The 16,401-nt window shown below is 38.2% G+C and carries 17 protein-coding genes; 12 read left to right on the forward strand and 5 right to left on the reverse strand.

Annotation, left to right across the window (positions count from 1 at the left end; all coding sequences use genetic code 11):
- From KHA96_RS09790 to KHA96_RS09800, 3 genes are all read left to right on the forward strand, one after another.
- Positions 1 to 101 (forward strand): transposase (locus KHA96_RS09790; RefSeq protein WP_213129898.1); only part of this gene is annotated, 101 nt, incomplete at its 5' end.
- Positions 102 to 108: 7 nt separating this feature from the next.
- Positions 109 to 1,281 (forward strand): IS200/IS605 family element RNA-guided endonuclease TnpB, encoded by a 1,173-nt coding sequence (gene tnpB / locus KHA96_RS09795; RefSeq protein ID WP_213129121.1) that lies wholly within the window; start codon positions 109 to 111, stop codon positions 1,279 to 1,281.
- Positions 1,282 to 1,465: 184 nt separating this feature from the next.
- Positions 1,466 to 2,035, forward strand: a complete 570-nt coding sequence (locus KHA96_RS09800) for a zinc metalloprotease (RefSeq protein ID WP_213129122.1) — start codon at positions 1,466 to 1,468, stop codon at positions 2,033 to 2,035.
- A 435-nt stretch (positions 2,036 to 2,470) separates the two neighbouring features.
- Here the strand turns inward: KHA96_RS09800 and KHA96_RS09805 are convergent, their stop codons facing one another.
- Both KHA96_RS09805 and KHA96_RS09810 read right to left on the reverse strand, forming a co-directional pair.
- Positions 2,471 to 3,754 carry an MFS transporter gene (locus KHA96_RS09805; protein WP_213129123.1) on the reverse strand — a complete coding sequence of 428 codons (1,284 nt, stop codon included), beginning with the start codon at positions 3,752 to 3,754 and terminating at the stop codon, positions 2,471 to 2,473.
- Positions 3,755 to 3,819: 65 nt separating this feature from the next.
- The gene (locus KHA96_RS09810; protein ID WP_213129124.1) at positions 3,820 to 5,127 is read right to left on the reverse strand and encodes an alkaline phosphatase family protein; all 1,308 of its coding nucleotides are present in this window, start codon (positions 5,125 to 5,127) and stop codon (positions 3,820 to 3,822) included.
- Between the two features lie 398 nt (positions 5,128 to 5,525).
- Between KHA96_RS09810 and KHA96_RS09815 the strand changes: the two genes are divergently transcribed.
- Genes KHA96_RS09815 through KHA96_RS09825 form a run of 3 tightly spaced genes read left to right on the forward strand, consistent with a single transcriptional unit; the run spans position 5,526 to position 7,381 of the window.
- Positions 5,526 to 5,996 carry an RNA polymerase sigma factor gene (locus KHA96_RS09815; protein WP_213129125.1) on the forward strand — a complete coding sequence of 157 codons (471 nt, stop codon included), beginning with the start codon at positions 5,526 to 5,528 and terminating at the stop codon, positions 5,994 to 5,996.
- Positions 5,993 to 7,204 carry a hypothetical protein gene (locus tag KHA96_RS09820; protein ID WP_213129126.1) on the forward strand — a complete coding sequence of 404 codons (1,212 nt, stop codon included), beginning with the start codon at positions 5,993 to 5,995 and terminating at the stop codon, positions 7,202 to 7,204. Before KHA96_RS09815 ends, KHA96_RS09820 begins: the two co-directional genes overlap by 4 nt.
- Positions 7,205 to 7,216: 12 nt before the next feature.
- A complete protein-coding gene (locus tag KHA96_RS09825) occupies positions 7,217 to 7,381 on the forward strand; it encodes a hypothetical protein (protein WP_213129127.1) in 165 nt (54 codons plus the stop codon).
- A gap of 161 nt (positions 7,382 to 7,542) precedes the next feature.
- On the opposite strand, the gene KHA96_RS09830 is transcribed toward KHA96_RS09825, so the two are convergent.
- On the reverse strand, positions 7,543 to 7,668 hold the full coding sequence (locus KHA96_RS09830; protein ID WP_213129128.1) for a small acid-soluble spore protein P: 126 nt from the start codon (positions 7,666 to 7,668) through the stop codon (positions 7,543 to 7,545).
- 137 nt (positions 7,669 to 7,805) lie between these two features.
- Here KHA96_RS09830 and KHA96_RS09835 point away from each other — a divergent pair, with 137 nt between their 5' ends.
- Positions 7,806 to 8,804, forward strand: coding sequence for an asparaginase (locus KHA96_RS09835; RefSeq protein WP_213129129.1), 999 nt, complete (start codon positions 7,806 to 7,808; stop codon positions 8,802 to 8,804).
- 3 nt (positions 8,805 to 8,807) lie between these two features.
- Positions 8,808 to 9,968, forward strand: coding sequence for an N-acetylglucosamine-6-phosphate deacetylase (gene nagA, locus KHA96_RS09840; RefSeq protein ID WP_213129130.1), 1,161 nt, complete (start codon positions 8,808 to 8,810; stop codon positions 9,966 to 9,968).
- A 19-nt stretch (positions 9,969 to 9,987) separates the two neighbouring features.
- On the opposite strand, the gene KHA96_RS23355 is transcribed toward nagA, so the two are convergent.
- Complete coding sequence (locus KHA96_RS23355; RefSeq protein WP_213129131.1) at positions 9,988 to 10,614, reverse strand: phosphatase PAP2 family protein; 627 nt, start codon at positions 10,612 to 10,614, stop codon at positions 9,988 to 9,990.
- 85 nt (positions 10,615 to 10,699) lie between these two features.
- On the reverse strand, positions 10,700 to 11,713 hold the full coding sequence (locus tag KHA96_RS09850; protein ID WP_213129132.1) for an LLM class flavin-dependent oxidoreductase: 1,014 nt from the start codon (positions 11,711 to 11,713) through the stop codon (positions 10,700 to 10,702).
- Between the two features lie 188 nt (positions 11,714 to 11,901).
- Between KHA96_RS09850 and KHA96_RS09855 the strand changes: the two genes are divergently transcribed.
- The 4 genes from KHA96_RS09855 (at position 11,902) to tatA (ending at position 16,393) form a co-directional block, all read left to right on the forward strand.
- Entirely contained in the window at positions 11,902 to 13,524 is a 1,623-nt protein-coding gene (locus KHA96_RS09855) for a Na/Pi cotransporter family protein (RefSeq protein ID WP_213129133.1), read from the forward strand.
- Between the two features lie 121 nt (positions 13,525 to 13,645).
- On the forward strand, positions 13,646 to 14,416 hold the full coding sequence (locus KHA96_RS09860; protein WP_213129134.1) for a gluconate 2-dehydrogenase subunit 3 family protein: 771 nt from the start codon (positions 13,646 to 13,648) through the stop codon (positions 14,414 to 14,416).
- Between the two features lie 31 nt (positions 14,417 to 14,447).
- The gene (locus tag KHA96_RS09865) at positions 14,448 to 16,163 is read left to right on the forward strand and encodes a GMC family oxidoreductase (RefSeq protein ID WP_213129135.1); all 1,716 of its coding nucleotides are present in this window, start codon (positions 14,448 to 14,450) and stop codon (positions 16,161 to 16,163) included.
- 14 nt (positions 16,164 to 16,177) lie between these two features.
- Positions 16,178 to 16,393, forward strand: coding sequence for a twin-arginine translocase TatA/TatE family subunit (gene tatA / locus KHA96_RS09870; protein WP_213129136.1), 216 nt, complete (start codon positions 16,178 to 16,180; stop codon positions 16,391 to 16,393).
- Positions 16,394 to 16,401 lie beyond the last annotated feature (8 nt).

Here is a 16,401-nt window from a genome sequence, read left to right on the forward strand (position 1 = left end):
GGGGTGGTCATCTCTGGAACCCTTCTTATTTTGTCGCAACCGCTAGCGAACAGACAAAGACCCAGATTCGGCAGTACATTCAAAATCAGAAGGGGAGGTGAGCATCCTTTGATCGTGAACAGAGCCTATAAGTTCAGAATCTATCCCACTAAAACTCAAGAAGTCCTAATCGCCAAAACCATCGGGTGTTGCCGTTTTGTTTACAATTATTTTGTAGGAAAACAAAAAGGGAAAGATGCCTATTGGCATATGGTTGCGGAAATGGTTCAAAACGGACAACTCCCTAGGAACAACTGGAAAGGAGAATTTTTCCATAAGAATAAGTCGATTAAAGCTCTTCCAGAGTTGAAGAAACACTATCCATTCTTGAAAGAAATAGACAGCATCGCCCTGCAAAAATCGGTTGAAATCGTCCATGAAGCCTATAGAAGATATTACAAAAAACAAAATGATGAGCCTCGCTTTAAGTCAAAAAGAAATCCCGTCCAATCCTACACAACGAAATATGTAAATGGAAATATTGCCGTGCTGGGCAAACATATAAAACTCCCAAAACTTGGACTTGTACGCTTTGCGAAAAGTCGAGAAGTTCATGGGCGAATAATCAATGCCACCATTCGGCGGAACCCTGCTGGTAAATATTTTGTTTCCATTCTTGTTGAAGTGGATATACAGCCCCTACTCAAAACAGGTTCATCCATAGGGGTCGATGTTGGATTAAAAGATTTTGCCACTCTATCAGATGGAACCGTATACAAAAATCCAACGTTTTTTCGCGCGTTAGAGGAAAAGTTAGCCAACGCCCAACGCGTCCTATCCAGGCGACAAGTAGGCTCCACCAATTGGCATAAACAACGAGTGAAAGTCGCCAAGATCCATGAAAAAATCACGAATTCACGGCAGAATATGCTGCATAAAATCTCCACCCATCTTGTCAAAAACCACGACTTGATTGGGATGGAAGATTTAGCTGTAAAAAAGATGCTTAAAAATGTCCATCTTGCAAAGGCAATCAGTGAAGTATCGTGGTCACAATTCAGAACGATGTTGGAATATAAAGCAAAATGGTACGGAAAACAAGTAGTCCTTGTTGCAAGGAATTTTGCTTCCAGTCAACTTTGTTCTCATTGTGGTCATAAACATAAAGCCGTTAAGGATCTTGCGTTGCGTGAGTGGACTTGCCCATCATGCGAATGCCTTCATCAACGTGATCTTAACGCAAGTATCAATCTTCGCAATGAAGCATTGCGATTAACCGCAGGAACTGTGGGGATAGCCTAATCCATTAGAAGCCAAGGGGTTTCTGTACCTAGGAATCTTACGGCTTTAGCCGTGAGAGGTTCAAGTAAAATATGAGCTTGAACATGACTTCCTATTTGAAATGATAAATCCACCGAAATAAGATTGATCCGTGTTTGAAAGGGTACTTGGAAGGTAAAGTTAAATTTTAGATGAAAGGAATTTTATGTTTGGTTTTACAGATTTAATTGGACTGATTATGTCGGCATTTATTATCCTTCCAGTTGTCGTATTTTTAAGAGAACTGGGTTATCTCATTACAAGTGGAATATTCGGTGTGAAAAATCCTAGAGTAACGATTGGAACAGGACCAAGAATTTTCAAATTAGGTATGTTCGATATTCGAAAATACTACCATATATATAGTTGGTTTTCATATGATTCTATTAAAAAGAAAAGCCGACTTGCGTATATTAGCATTTATGCAGGGCCAATCTTAACAAATCTTTGCTTTGCCTTATTGATTAATGCGCTTTTATCCAATGGTGGGATTCAATCATTTCATACCTTTTGGAATCGATTCATCTTCTATGCTTTTTATTATATACTCTTTGACTGTGTCCCTATGATCACTGTAAATGGAAAGCCAAATAACGGGATGATCATTTATGAGCTGCTTCGTTACGGGAAGCGAGTTGACTATAATAAGGAACCTTTTATTCCATCTACATCCGAAGTCGAAGAACAATATCAAAAAGAATGGAGAAAAGAAGTTAGAAGAACAAAGAAAAAGTAAACACTGAGAAAAATATGATTCTTTTCTTAACTAAGTACATTCCATACGTAATTAATCTTCACGTGGTAGTTAACAATCATTTTCTTTTATAAAACCAAAATAATGAAACGCCATAGAACCTGCTCACATCTGAAATTATTTAATCAAACGTTTGGTTAAAGGAAAAAAGTAAATCTTAAAAAAACGATCTTATCGATTCAGGTTCTTTACTCCCGTTCAGTTGCGATGGATGAAATGGAGAAGAGGAAAAGGGTCCTAATCAAACGATTGATTAAATGAAAAATAGGCAATCCAGTGCTAATCAAACGATTGATTAAATAGAAAAAGGATAACCAAACGCTAATCAAACGATTGATTAACAGGAACTTAAACGAGGTAAATTCACTAAGGTCAAAAAAATGGGACTAGGCGAAATGCCAGTCCCTGTTTTTTTATTTACACAATCTTCGTATTGCTGAGGTTTTTCCCATTTTCTCTCTGTTCTGGCACTCGCATGAGAATTCCAATTCCAATAATGAATAGTATGACAAGGCTAAATACCCCATATGAAGTATGCCCCGTAATTTGTGCTGTGACCCCAAGTAAAAGCGGCCCCATAATAGAAGCGAACTTTCCAATAATATTGTAAAACCCAAAAAATTCATTGGACTTTTCTTTCGGAATCATTCTAGCATAATATGAGCGGCTTAATGCTTGGATTCCTCCTTGGGAAGTAGCGACAAGCATCGCTAAAATCCAGAAATCAGCAACAGTTTTAAGGAAGAATGCGTAGATGCAAACGATAATATAAACAATTATTCCAACGTAGAGCATCTTTTTTCCAGTGAATCTTTCAGCTAACTTTCCATATAAAATGGCAAAAGGTGCGGCGACCACTTGGGTTGCAAACAAAATGATTAGAAGATTGACAGCATCGATTCCTAAGTCGGTCCCATATGCCGTGGACATGGATATAATTGTACCGACGCCATCAATATAGAAGAAATAAGCAAGTAAAAATAAAAATAGTGCTCGATATTTACGAATATCTTTAAACGTTTGGCCAAGTCTTTTAAAACTCTTTGCGATTGGATTTGGTTCACGCTTAATATAATAGCGCTGATGAACATTTTTAAACATTGGAATGGCGAATAGTCCCCACCAAATAGCTGTAATAAGGAATGCGGTTTTGCTGGCCAATCCAGCTGAAATAGGAAGGATCTCCTTTTGAGCTAAAAGAATTATCGCAATACTGATAATAAACGGAATGGTACTTCCGATATATCCTAGACCATACCCGCGAGCAGAAATGAGATTCATTCGTTCCGTTGTTGTGACGTCGACAATAAAAGCATCGTAAAATACGATTGACCCAGTGAAACCAACGGTTGAAAACATATAAAGAATTAATAATAGCTGCCATTGTTCACCTGGGATAAAAGCTAGTAAAGCAGTGGCACCAACTCCTAATGCAAAAAAGAACGTGAAGAACTTTTTCTTAAGTCCTTGGTAATCTGCAATCGTCCCCAATATTGGGCTTAGCATCGCCAAAATAAAAGTGGCGATCGCGATAGTATAGCCTAAATAGGCAGTAGAATCCACGGAACTAACGCCAGCCGATGTTGCAACAGATTTATAAAAGATTGGAAAAACGGCCGATGTAATGATAATCGAATAAGCAGAATTTGCCCAGTCATACAGCACCCAACTATTCTCTTCTTTTGAAAATTTCTTCTTCACTCATTTCCCCCCTTTATAATTTATATATATTGTACTTGAAGAATAGATTAGAATGTTGGAAATTTTTAAACATCCAATAATTCATTGACGACATTCCCATCAGTATTCCCGAGGTCGAGTCCAAGTAATTTTGCAAATGTAGGGCCTTCATCGACAAGGTGCATCGAAGGAATAACAATGTTTTCGCGAATGCCACATCCAGAAGCGATCAGCATTGTTTTGTAATGTTCCTTTGCAGGTGAATACCCATGAGAAGCGAACGTATATCGTTTATTCGTGACATCTTCTTTCGTTATCGAATCAATAAACGCTCCTTCAAGTCGCTCATGAAAATAAAACCCCTTGCGTGCTTCGATCATAAAGGCAGCCTTCTCATCAGCGCCTTTTGTTCCTGCTTCTTCACCTGTCAGGACATATTCTATTCCGTTATTCTCATCCTTTGAGAGATTTCGCAATAGTTCCCCTACACGTGTTTTCGTTTCCGTGTCATTCTGATCATGTAAATATATATAAGCCGAGCCGTCACAGCTTTTACAATATGCTTTCCAGTCAGTTACTTTGCCTTTTTCATTCACGTTCAAAAGACCTTGTTCCCTTAAAAGTACATTTACTTTCACGGCCTTTGATTCATCTAAAGCACTGTGGTCTCCAAGAGCAACGACGCTCGATTTTTCATATATTCCTGCATTTTTTAAAGCATGTAAAATCCTGCCTAAGCGCATATCATGGCGTTTTATAGCAGCTTGGGCCTCATCAGAGGAAAAGCCATGATAATGCCGCTGTGTATCGAGGTCAGTAAAATGGACAAGCATTAAATTTGGTTTTTTCGTTTCAATTGTATGGACAGCAGATTCTAATACAAAGTCATCTAGTTCTGGTTGACTAAGTCCTTTTCTTAAATGGCCGAAACGATTATTCATATCAATTTGATAAAATACACTTCCATTTGCCAATGAAACGGCTATTTGATTGAGCCAAGGACGATTAGAAAAAATTTCAGGCATATTGTAGTCAATATTAGCTTTTGCGGTAACAGGCCATAATAAAGCGGCTGTTTTCATGCTAGCTTTTTTCGCCTCATCATATAAAGTTGTTCCTTTAATATGAAATCGATGCCAATACCAATCGGGGGAGGGGCTTCCCGGTTGAAGGAAAGTATTATTGATGACACCATGTCGATTAGGGTATTTTCCCGTTACAATCGTCGCGTGACATGGATAAGTGACAGATGGGTAAATAGTTTCAACGTTTTTGCAATATGAACCTTGTTTTAATAGTTCCTGAAAATTTGGAAGATCTTTAAGCATGGGAAAGTCCAATGCGGAAAGACAATCAAATGAAATAACGATTAAATGATCTGTAAGTCGTGCCATGTGTACCTCCTGCAAAAAAAGTATCTAAATCCATCATAATGGTAGATCAACTTCTTTGCCATTAAAGAATGAAAAAGTTGTGAATATAGTCGGAAACTCGTCCCATAAAGGTTTAAAATAAATCTATAGTAGAGGCAATCATTTTTTACGGCTAGTTTGACTGTAAAAAGAAGCTCTAGCTAAAGTCAGCCACTTGAAAACGGAGTACGAAAAACCTCACAAACACAACTAGCATATTGGATTCGGATGGCGCACTTAAAAAGCGAGCTGGAGCGAAAATTAACGTCCAAGATAAAGAATTCCAAAATAATAAAAAAAATTTATTTTTCTCCAACACTTTTACGCTATGAAACGTTATCTATACGAAGGCAACAAAAAAATCGAAGTGAGTGAGACATATGGAAGTGAGTGATCTTTATGAAAAGTTAAAAGTGGATCTTCATCGATTTGCCTTATCGATTTCCCGGCATGAGCATGAGGCAAATGACCTTGTCCAAGATGCTGTAATGAAGTCCTTAAAAGAATCGGAACTTTATAACCTTCCCGAATATAAACAAAAGGCTTGGTTTTACCGCGTCATGAAAAATAAACTCATTGATGAAAGAAGAAAAGAAAAGCGATTATCGGAATGGGAAGACGATTTTGATATACCTGCGCAAGCATTAACTGGAAATCATGTTGAAATGGCAGAGCTTTTATCGCATTTACCAGCCGAACTAAGCGATATTGTTTTTAAAAGGTATTGGCTTGGGCTGAATAGTAAAGAAATTGGAAGACAGCTTGAACTTCCAGCTTCAACCATCAGGTATAAGCTTCATAAGGCAATTAACCGTTTGCGACTCATAATGGAAATGGAGGAAGACAAATGACGAAACAGAGAATAGCAAATGTAGGGTTATTAAATTTAACGAATGCAACTGAAGAAAGCATACAAGGAATTGAAAGAATTGATAATGTAGGGCTTGTCCTTTATAAAAATGAAAATGCCCATCTTTTATCAGCCATAAATATAGGAAATATCGGAAAAACAATCTCAATTCCAGAGGGATATTCTTTTTTTAATGGAATTTTGAATATTGATGAAGCTTATATAGAGTCGATAAAAGAACCATTGCACTTATTCATTAATGGAATCGTCATTATTGATAAAAATGTTCAAGCTGATCAAATAAAAAAAGATTTATTTCACTTCATTATGAATGGAAAAGTATATAGCCCAGCTCATCTTTCTGGTTCCGTCAGTACTCTATTTGCGGATGGAGAGCTAAATGTCAGTACTTATCAAGGAGAACCACCTCGTATTGAGAATGGAAAGTTTACACTATCCAATTCATTTCTTCAATCTCTGGAGGGTCCGCAATATTTAGTAGTGAACGGAGTTCTTAAGTTTTCCTCCGACCTTAATATGGAATTGTTTAATGAAAAAATCAGTGATATGGAAGTGCACGGAAAAATCACTATCCATGAAGAGCAAGAAGCTTATTTATATAAAAAAATGGCATCATTAACGACATCACCTGTTGAAGTCATTCCAGCGGATTACGAATTGATTGAGAGTCAACTTCGCTTAAATAGCCGTTCCGTTCGTCGTTTTAAAAATAAAAAGATTATGACGAAGAGGCCAATCGTAATAGATGCAGACGTATCTCGGGAAGCCCTGACAAATGCTTTTTCTAAAATTCATTCTTCATCTTTTATTGTTTGTCACGAGACTGTTGAGGATATCATATACGAATTATGCACTTTATTGGATACGGAAGTGCTTGCTTACGAAAATACTTTCATCTTGATTGAAGATGAAGAAGAATGGTCAAATGATCAATTGTTAGCTTTAAACAAACCTTCAAACTTTATTGTAAGAGGAGAACTTACACTTAATGAGGATATAGATCCCGAGGTATTGCAAGAAAAAATAACAGCCATTGATTTAATGGGCGAAATGATTGTTTCAAACAAAAAAATAAAAGGGAGCCTGCAAAACCTTCTTAGATTAAATGATGGCAGCATAACAGACAAAGACAAAACAAGAGATGAAAACACATCATACTTAAATAACATTGGCGAGCTTTCCTTATAGGAGGAAGTAAAAATGTTTATTTTTTTAGAAACAGAAGTTAAGCAAAGAATATACGCATTGCAACAGGAATCTGAAAAGCAACGATATTTGCAAAAGAAAAAAGAAACCATTTCTACTAAGCAATCTTTACAAAGAGTCAAATCAATAAAGAAGTCAAAACCTCTTTTATCTAACTAGAGTAGAAAAGCCATAATCGATCGTGATCATGGCTTTTCTTTTTTTTTATTTAAGCGCCTACCATTTAGCAAAGTTTTTGCCCTTTTACGATAAGGAAACTAAATCCGCCTTTTCGTCGTGGTCCCGCTGCACGTCTATATTCAGACGCTTACGCTTGTAGCTTACATATCATGGCCGCCAGCTTTATTTTGTCTCGTATGGTTTTTGTTTTTTACTTTGTGGGAACCGCTTAATGGTTTTGGCTGGCTTGATTGTTTTTCATGAGCATTAGAATTGTTCTTAGCCATTATCTGTCCTCCTTTTAGTGGTGCGTCCATAAGTTACCCTGAAAATAAGAATTTATGATTGTAAAATCGAAAATCATAACATGATGTAGTAAAATAAAAATGGAATCGCTTCATTATACTGAAAGGAAGTCATTACGATGCAATATGAAGTGTTAATCGAAGAAATGAGAAATGGTTTAGTTGAAAATATTCATAGTGGAATTATTTGTGGGGTAAATGATCAGCTTCAATCCATTTATCAAGTTGGCGGAGACGATCAATATGTTTATTTTCGTTCCGCTGCCAAGCCTATACAAGCAATCCCGATATTTTTATCCAATATTATTTCAAAATACAATATAACTGATGAGGAAGCCGCTTTATTCACAGCTTCCCAACGCGGGGAAACTTATCATATCGCCGCACTCGAGTCATTATTAAATAAGCTGCCGGTTAAAGAGGAAGAACTTTTTTGCCCGGCTTCTTATCCGTTAAATGCTGTTCCAAAAGAAGCGATGATTCGGGAACAAAAAAGTAAAAGAAGATTGTATCATAATTGCGCTGGAAAACATTTAGGTTTTGCAACAATGTGCCGTGAGCTCGATTTTCCTGTGGAAGGCTATTGGGAAGAAAGTCATCCACTTCAGCAAAAAATACTGAGCATTCTTTCCGAGCTGTCGGAAGTCCCCCAATCAAAGATAAAAACTGGGGTTGATGGTTGTGGGGTGCCTGTATTTGCCATCCCATTGAAAAACATGGCCATTACGTATTTGAAATTAGCTTGTCCTGATTTAATCGCTGACCAAGACATGCAAGAAGCAGTCAAAAAAATGACGAATGTCATGAATCTCCATCCTAATATTGTGGCATCAGAAGATTTTGTCTGCTCAGTTTTACTAAGAGATGATAACATTGTTGCAAAAGGTGGGGCGCAAGGAGTCTATTGCTTCGGCCTGAAAAAAGAAAGAATTGGTTTTGCTTTAAAAGTTTTAAGCGGCTCCGAAGATGTGTGGCCAAATGTATTAGCCGCCATACTTGAACAAATTGGCTACAGCAATAAACAAACGATTGCATCCTTAAGGGATATTAGGCCATCTGTTATCAAAAATGATGCTGGAATTGTAGTGGGAGAAATAAAAGAGAAATTTACTTTATAAAATATGGGGGAGTTAAGGGTGAGCAAAAAGGTCATTATCAATGCTAAAGTTGTGACAACAAATGAAATCACACAGGCATCCACGGTATGGATTCAAGATGGACAAATTCAAAAAGTAGACCATAGTACTAATCCGGAAATTCCCAAGGAGTATGAAGTAATTGACGCAAATGGACAGTTATTAATTCCCGGAACGATTGATGTCCACATCCATGGTGCAAATGGATTCGATATGATGGATGGGACGGAAGAAAGCATTCTTGAAGTTTCGAAAACATGTGCTGCCACAGGCTGTACATCTTTTCTTGTTACTTCTGTTACATCATCAATCGAAGATTTAATGGTTATGATCCGAAATGTTAAGAACGTTATTGGTAAAGAACAAGGTGCTAAAATTGCGGGCATCCACTTAGAAGGCCCGTATTTAAATGTAAAACGTAAAGGTATGCAAAATGAGTTGTATTTACGTCATCCTAATCTAGATGAAATGAAGGAAATTTTATCTGAAGCAGGCGACCTCGTTAAAATGGTCACAATCGCACCAGAGCTGCCAGGCGGGATTGAGATGGTTGAGTTTTTAAAAGAGAAAGGCATCATTGTCGCGATCGCCCATTCAGATGCAACATACGAAGAAGCAAAAGAAGCTTTTTCAAAGGGGGCAAGCCATGTCACACACTGCTTTAATGGTATGCGCCCTATTCATCATCGTGATCCGGGACTTGTAGTAGCCGCGTTTGAAGAAGATCATGTAAGCCTACAAGCGATTGTTGATCACGTGCATCTTCATCCAGCCATCGTTCGCCTTATGCACCGCATTAAGGGGCCGGAAGGGGTTGTCTTAATTACAGATGCGCTGCAAGCGATGAATATGGGAGATGGGGAGTATGAGTTTGGCGGCCATAAAGTAACAGTGGAAAACGGTGAAGCGCGACTTGCTGATGGAACACTTGCTTCCAGTACCGTCACAATGAATGCTGCATTACAGAAAACCGTTGAAAGTGGAATTTCATTGCAGGATGCTGTTTATATGGCGGCCACGACACCTGCCGCTATTTTAGGAATGGACACGAAAGGAGCCATTGCTCCGCAATTGGACGCAGACCTCGTCTTGCTGGATTCCGATTATGATGTATTATGGACAATGATTGAAGGGCATTTCGTTTAAAATGAAAGACCGCTTTCTATTAGTTAGAGAGCGGCCTTTTTTTGGCTGAAAGTTGATAAAGGCGAATAATCGAAAATAAGTACGCGTATCCTGCACAAAGTCCAGCAATGATATCAGTCGGATAATGCACGCCTATGTAAATTCGGCTGATTGAAATAAGAATGATGAACAAAATGGTGATGGTCAACCATATGTAGCGATGTTTTTGCCCCATTTTTAACATGTAGATAAAGAGATAAAACAAGAACCCGTATACTACGATTGAGCCCATGGCATGTCCACTCGGAAAGCTAAATCCACTTTCATGAAACAAGGCCTCAAGAGATGGCCGCTCGCGATGAATCCATCCTTTTAATATATGGTTTAAACCAGTCATTCCTAAGAAAGCTAAAATTAAAAACGAAGATTCCATATATTTTTTCTTGATGATAAGAAAAATGAGTACGGCAACGGACATTGGAATAATGAATCTTTTAGAACCTAATTCTGTGAAGAAATAAAAGAAACCATTTAAAAACGTCGTTCTTATCCCTTCAAAAAACTCAAGGATATGGATATCCATTTTTTCAAAAAATACAAGGTCATATGAAAAAGCTAGCCCGAAAAATATGATTAAACTAATGATCAAGAAAATCTTTTTTGCCACAAAATAAGCCTCCGTTCTGGATCGTTCTTTATTACTTTAAATTCTCCATTCGTAATATGTCAACTCTATCCAAAACGAGAATTAATCAGTCCATCATTTCAGCAACTATTTCATAAGACTTTAAGCGATCTTCCTGATAATAGATTTGAGAATTAATGATAATTTCGTCAGCTTCAGTTTCTTTAATAAAGGCTTCAAGTTTTTGTTTTACCGTATCATAGCTCCCAACAAGCGTAGAACTAGAATCTAGTGTTTTTTCAATGTGGGCACGTTCAATTGGAGACATGACTTCATCTATGTTTTCAACTGGTGGTTGCAATTCTGTTGGACGATTTCTAATCAAGCTTAAAAATTGTTGCTGTTGGGAAGTTGAAAGCCACATGGCTCTATCGTCAGTATCGGCTGCGATGATATTGATGCCAAGCATAGCATATGGCTTTTGAAGGACGGCAGACGGTTTAAAATTTTCACGGTATAACTTTAACGCCTGCAATACATAATCAGGCGCAAAATGGCTTGCAAAAGAAAAGGGTAATCCTTTTTGAGCTGCTAGCTGTGCGCTAAATCCACTTGAGCCAAGCAGCCAAATAGGGATATTCAAACCTTCACCTGGTATTGCTCTAACACGAGCTTCTGGGTCATAGTTAAAATACGCTTGCAATTCATCAACTTGCTGTGGGAATTCCTCTGCACCTCTACTTAACGTACGCCTAAGTGCATAAGCTGTTGCTTGATCACTTCCGGGTGCACGTCCTAAACCAAGATCGATTCTCCCAGGGTATAAAGATTCCAATGTTCCGAACTGTTCGGCTATGACAAGTGTGGCATGATTAGGCAGCATAATACCGCCTGCTCCTATACGAATTCTCTTTGTCACGCCGGCAATATGACCAATAAGAATTGAGGTTGCCGAGCTTCCGATACCAGGCATATTATGATGCTCCGCCAACCAGTAGCGATTAAATCCAAGAGATTCCACGAGACGAGCCAACTTTACGCTATTTTTAAAAGACTGTTCAGCACTGCCGCCTTTTGTAATAGGGGCTAAATCAAGAACGGATAACGGAATCCCATTAAAGAGTTTTCGTTGGTCAGTCAATTTTCCCACTCCTTTAATTTCCTTTTTATAAATGATAGGCCGATTTTTCAGTTCAGTCCAATTTTAGGTTGAATTGTAAATTCATCTTTACAAAATCTTTACAATTCCTTAATGTACATTTAATTGTTTCTTCATTAAGATTGTGAGGGGCAGAATGATGTCGAATAATAATAATTAGGGGAGAAGACATGGATTTGCAAACAATACTTTTTATGTTTTTTGGAGGACTGGGGATATTCCTTTATGGAATCAAGTCTATGGGAGATGGCCTTCAAAAGGTTGCGGGCGATGGTCTGCGAGAGTTGTTGGATCGCTTTACCACTAGGCCAATCATGGGAGTTTTAACCGGAATTGTCGTAACAGGATTGATACAATCTAGTTCAGCTACAACCGTTTTGACGATTGGACTCGTGACAGCGGGTTTTATGACATTAAGACAAGCCATCGGAGTCATTATGGGTGCCAATATTGGAACGACTGTAACGGCATTTATTATTGGGATTAATATTTCCGAATACTCGCTCCCGATTCTTGCTTTTGGAACAATCTTAATTTTCTTCTTTAAAAATCATAAAGTGAACAACTTTGGCCAAGTATTTTTTGGTTTTGGAGCTTTATTTTTCGGACTTAGTTTAATGGGAGACGCGATGAAACCACTGCGTGGAGCCCAAGCTTTTTCGGATATGATGGTAAATTTAAGCGATAACCCATTACTTGGTGTAGGGGTCGGTACACTTTTCACCGTTATCATCCAAAGTTCATCTGCTTCAATAGCGCTATTGCAAACCTTGTATGATCAAGGTGCTATTAATTTGAATGCAGCATTGCCAATTTTGTTTGGAGATAATATTGGAACTACCATTACAGCGGTTTTAGCTTCTATTGGAGCTTCCGTCGCTGCAAGAAGGGCTGCATTTACACATGTGCTTTTTAACGTCATTGGAACAATACTCGTTTTACTTTTATTTATTCCGTATACACATTTGGTTGAGTTTTTCCAAACAACCTTTAATTTAAATCCTAGAATGACGATTGCTTTTGCTCATGGAACCTTTAATGTGACAAATACGATCATCCAATTTCCATTTATAGCAGTACTAGCTTGGATTGTAACAAAGTTAATTCCTGGGGAAGATACTTCCATTGAACATAAGGCCGTTCATTTAGGAGAGCAATTTATTCGTCAATCTCCTTCGATCGCTCTCGGCCAAGGAAAGAAGGAAGTTCTGCGTATGGCCGAATTAGCGGATAAAGGCATGGAAGAAGTAGGTCAATATTTTAAATCACAAGGGAAGAAGCATAGAGAGCTTCTGCCGCAAATTGAGGATGCCCTTAACAACTTAGATAAAACGATCACTGAATATTTGATTCAGATTTCTTACCATTCATTGACAGATCATGATTTGCATACTCACCATACCCTTATGAATACCGTTATTAACCTAGAGCGTATTGGTGACCATATTGAAAATATTATGGAGTTAATTGATAGTCAAATTAAAAATAAAGTAACATTTTCTGAATCTGCATTGGAAGATTTAGATGAAATGTTTGATTTAACTGTTTCTACTTTAAGACAAGCCATTACTGCTTTAGAGCAGAATGATATTGTGCAAGCTAAAGCTGTTCTTGAAAAAGAAAAAATCATTGATCAAATGGAACGTGATCTTCGTAAGAAGCATATCATTCGATTAAATGAAAACCAATGCACGGGCACAGCGGGAATTGTTTATGTTGATATCGTCAGCAATTTAGAAAGAATTGGTGACCACGCAGTTAATATTGCAGATGGAGTTATTAGTGAAGTTTAATATGAAAGAACCTTACTTTGAACAAAAAAGTAAGGTTCTTTTTTTTATCTACCCTATATATGTGTATTTTCCCTTTCTTTGTAAATAATAACGTCAATACTTTTTGGAAAGGGGTTATGAGATGAGTGAGCAAAAAGGAAATAAACAAATGACTCGCAGAGAATTTATTCGTAAAGGGAGCTACGTTGCGGGTGGAGCCATTGGTGGTGGTGTGTTGGGTGGGCTGATCACACAGCAAGTGCTGAAGCCAAATGATAAAAATTTGGGTGCCGCACCTCCAGAAAAAGCGAAAGTAGAGCGTTATACGCAAGCGATGATGTATTTTTCAAATCCTGAAGATTTTAACGTTCTTTCCCAAGCTGCTGAACGAATTTTCCCAGCGGATAAACTTGGCCCGGGTGCCATCGATTTAGATGTTCCTTACTATATAGATCATCAATTAGCTGGGGCTTGGGGACATAATGCCCGGGATTATATGATGGGCCCATTTTATCCAGGGCTTGAAACACAAGGCTTCCAATCCCACTTAAAAAGAAATGAAATCTTCAGTCAAGGTATTGGTAAAATCAAATCATTTAGTCAACAAAAATACAAAAAAACTTTTACCGAACTGACGGAAAAAGAACAAGATGAAGTGCTAATCGCGTTTGAAAAAGGTGATGTGCCTATGGAAGGAGTTACTTCCAGCGACTTCTTCAAGTTATTTCGAATGGTGGTACTTGAGGGTGTCTACGCTGATCCTCTTTATGGAGGAAATCGTGATATGGCTGGATGGAAAATGAAGAGTTTTCCTGGAAATCAAATGAGCTATCTCGACAAAATTGAAGCGAAAGACTTTTTAGAAATTGAACCTGTAAGTCTACACGCTCACATGCCTACACATGGGAAATGATACTTAACTTGAAACGGAAAGGAAGAATAACGTGGCCAAAACTTTACCAAAAACGGATGTTGTCACAGTCGGAGTAGGTTGGGCTGGTGGGATTATCGCAGCTGAATGTGCAAAAAATGGTTTAAAGGTTGTTGGATTGGAAAGAGGAGGAGGCAATCGCAATACAGAGGACTTTTCCATGGTACATGATGAATTACGCTATGCCATTCGCTACGACTTAATGCAAGATGTATCGAAAGAAACGATTACCTTTCGAAATAAACTTGATCAAAGAGCATTGCCTATGAGGCAGCTAGGATCATTCTTACTTGGTTCCGGAGTTGGAGGAGCAGGCGTCCATTGGAATGGGCATACGTTTCGCTTCTTACCGTATGACTTTGAACTTAAAACGAAAACGATTGAGAAGTACGGAAAGAATAAAATTAAGGACGGTTACTTAATTCAAGACTGGGGCATTACGTATGATGAGCTTGAGCCTTACTACGATAAGTTTGAAAAAACTTGCGGGATTTCTGGTGAACCGAATCCGTTAGGCGGGAAAAGGAGCAGTGATTATCCGACGCCTCCGATGAAAAATACGGTCATGACGAACAAGTTTAAGGATGCAGCAAAGAAACTAAATCTACATCCATTTTCATTGCCTTCAGCTAACTTATCAGAAGCATACACAAATCCGGATGGTGAACAGCTCAATGCCTGTCAATATTGTGCTTTTTGTGAACGCTTTGGCTGTGAATATGGAGCTAAATCTTCGCCAACAGTTACAGTCATTCCTACTGCGACTAAAACAGGGAATTTTGAATTAAGAACACACGCAAACGTTATTGAAATACTGCATAAAGGTGGAAAAGCTACAGGTGTTAAATATATCGATACAACTAAAGGCGAGGAGGTCATTCAGCCTGCGGATGTCGTTGTCATCACGAGCTATGTTATGAATAATGCAAAGCTTTTACTCGTCTCAAAACTCGGGAAGCCATATGACTCAAAAACTGGTACAGGTGTAATTGGAAAAAACTACTGCTATCAGCTTAATCCTGGCACAACAGGCTTTTTCGAAAAGGAACGTTTTAATTCATATATGGGTGCTGGCGCTCTTGGACAAGTAGTGGATGATTTTAATGGGGATAATTTTGATCATAGCGATCTTGATTTTATTCACGGAGGTTCATTTGTCGTTAGTCAATCAGGATTTAGGCCGATTGCGAGTAACCCTGTCCCGTCTGGAACACCGTTATGGGGAAAGGAGTTTAAGCAGAAATCTATTAAATACTATACGAGAACGATTGACGCGTGGTTTCAAGGATCCTCGATGCCCCATCGAAACAACTATCTTGATTTGGATCCAACTTTTAAAGATGCATACGGAGTCCCATTATTAAGGATGACGTATAACTTCACAGACCAAGATCGTAAATTAAATGATTATTTAAACACTCAAAGTGACAAAGTCATGAAAGAAATGGGTGCCGATACACTCATGAATTACGGAGCGCTGCAGGATTATAACATTGTCCCATATCAGACGACACATAATGTCGGAGGTGTGCCAATGGGAAATGACCCTTCAATATCAGCTGTGAATAACTATTCGCAATTGTGGGACGCTGAAAATGTATTTGTAGTTGGGGCATCATCCTTCCCACATAATAGTGGCTACAATCCAACAGGAACATTGGGAGCACTAGCATATAGAGCAGCTGAAGGGATTCAAAAATATAGTAAAAGCGGCGGGAAACTCGCCTAAAAAGGAGGATTTATATGTTTTTCCAATCAATTGGAATTCCTGGTTTAATTATTATCTTAATTATTACTTTAATTGTGTTTGGACCAAAAAAGCTTCCAGAAATCGGGGCTGCTTTCGGAAAAACATTGTCTGAGTTTAAAAAATCTGCAAATGAAATAATGAGTTCCGATGAAGCGGCCACACAAGCAAAGCAAGAACCGGTTGAGAGCACAGATCCGGTTAAAAAGTGAGGGGTTAA

The organism is Bacillus sp. FJAT-49711, from assembly GCF_018343715.1.
GTDB lineage: Bacteria > Bacillota > Bacilli > Bacillales > Bacillaceae_C > Lederbergia.

Coding starts and splice junctions, on each gene's coding strand:
- nagA (WP_213129130.1), top strand. CDS start 8,808: ATGGGGGAGTTAAGGGTGAGCAAAAAGGTCATTATCAATGCTAAAGTT.
- KHA96_RS09810 (WP_213129124.1), bottom strand. CDS start 5,127: ATGGCACGACTTACAGATCATTTAATCGTTATTTCATTTGATTGTCTT.
- KHA96_RS09835 (WP_213129129.1), top strand. CDS start 7,806: ATGCAATATGAAGTGTTAATCGAAGAAATGAGAAATGGTTTAGTTGAA.
- KHA96_RS09800 (WP_213129122.1), top strand. CDS start 1,466: ATGTTTGGTTTTACAGATTTAATTGGACTGATTATGTCGGCATTTATT.
- KHA96_RS09815 (WP_213129125.1), top strand. CDS start 5,526: ATGGAAGTGAGTGATCTTTATGAAAAGTTAAAAGTGGATCTTCATCGA.
- KHA96_RS09855 (WP_213129133.1), top strand. CDS start 11,902: ATGGATTTGCAAACAATACTTTTTATGTTTTTTGGAGGACTGGGGATA.
- tatA (WP_213129136.1), top strand. CDS start 16,178: ATGTTTTTCCAATCAATTGGAATTCCTGGTTTAATTATTATCTTAATT.
- KHA96_RS09820 (WP_213129126.1), top strand. CDS start 5,993: ATGACGAAACAGAGAATAGCAAATGTAGGGTTATTAAATTTAACGAAT.
- KHA96_RS09830 (WP_213129128.1), bottom strand. CDS start 7,668: ATGGCTAAGAACAATTCTAATGCTCATGAAAAACAATCAAGCCAGCCA.
- KHA96_RS09860 (WP_213129134.1), top strand. CDS start 13,646: ATGAGTGAGCAAAAAGGAAATAAACAAATGACTCGCAGAGAATTTATT.
- KHA96_RS09825 (WP_213129127.1), top strand. CDS start 7,217: ATGTTTATTTTTTTAGAAACAGAAGTTAAGCAAAGAATATACGCATTG.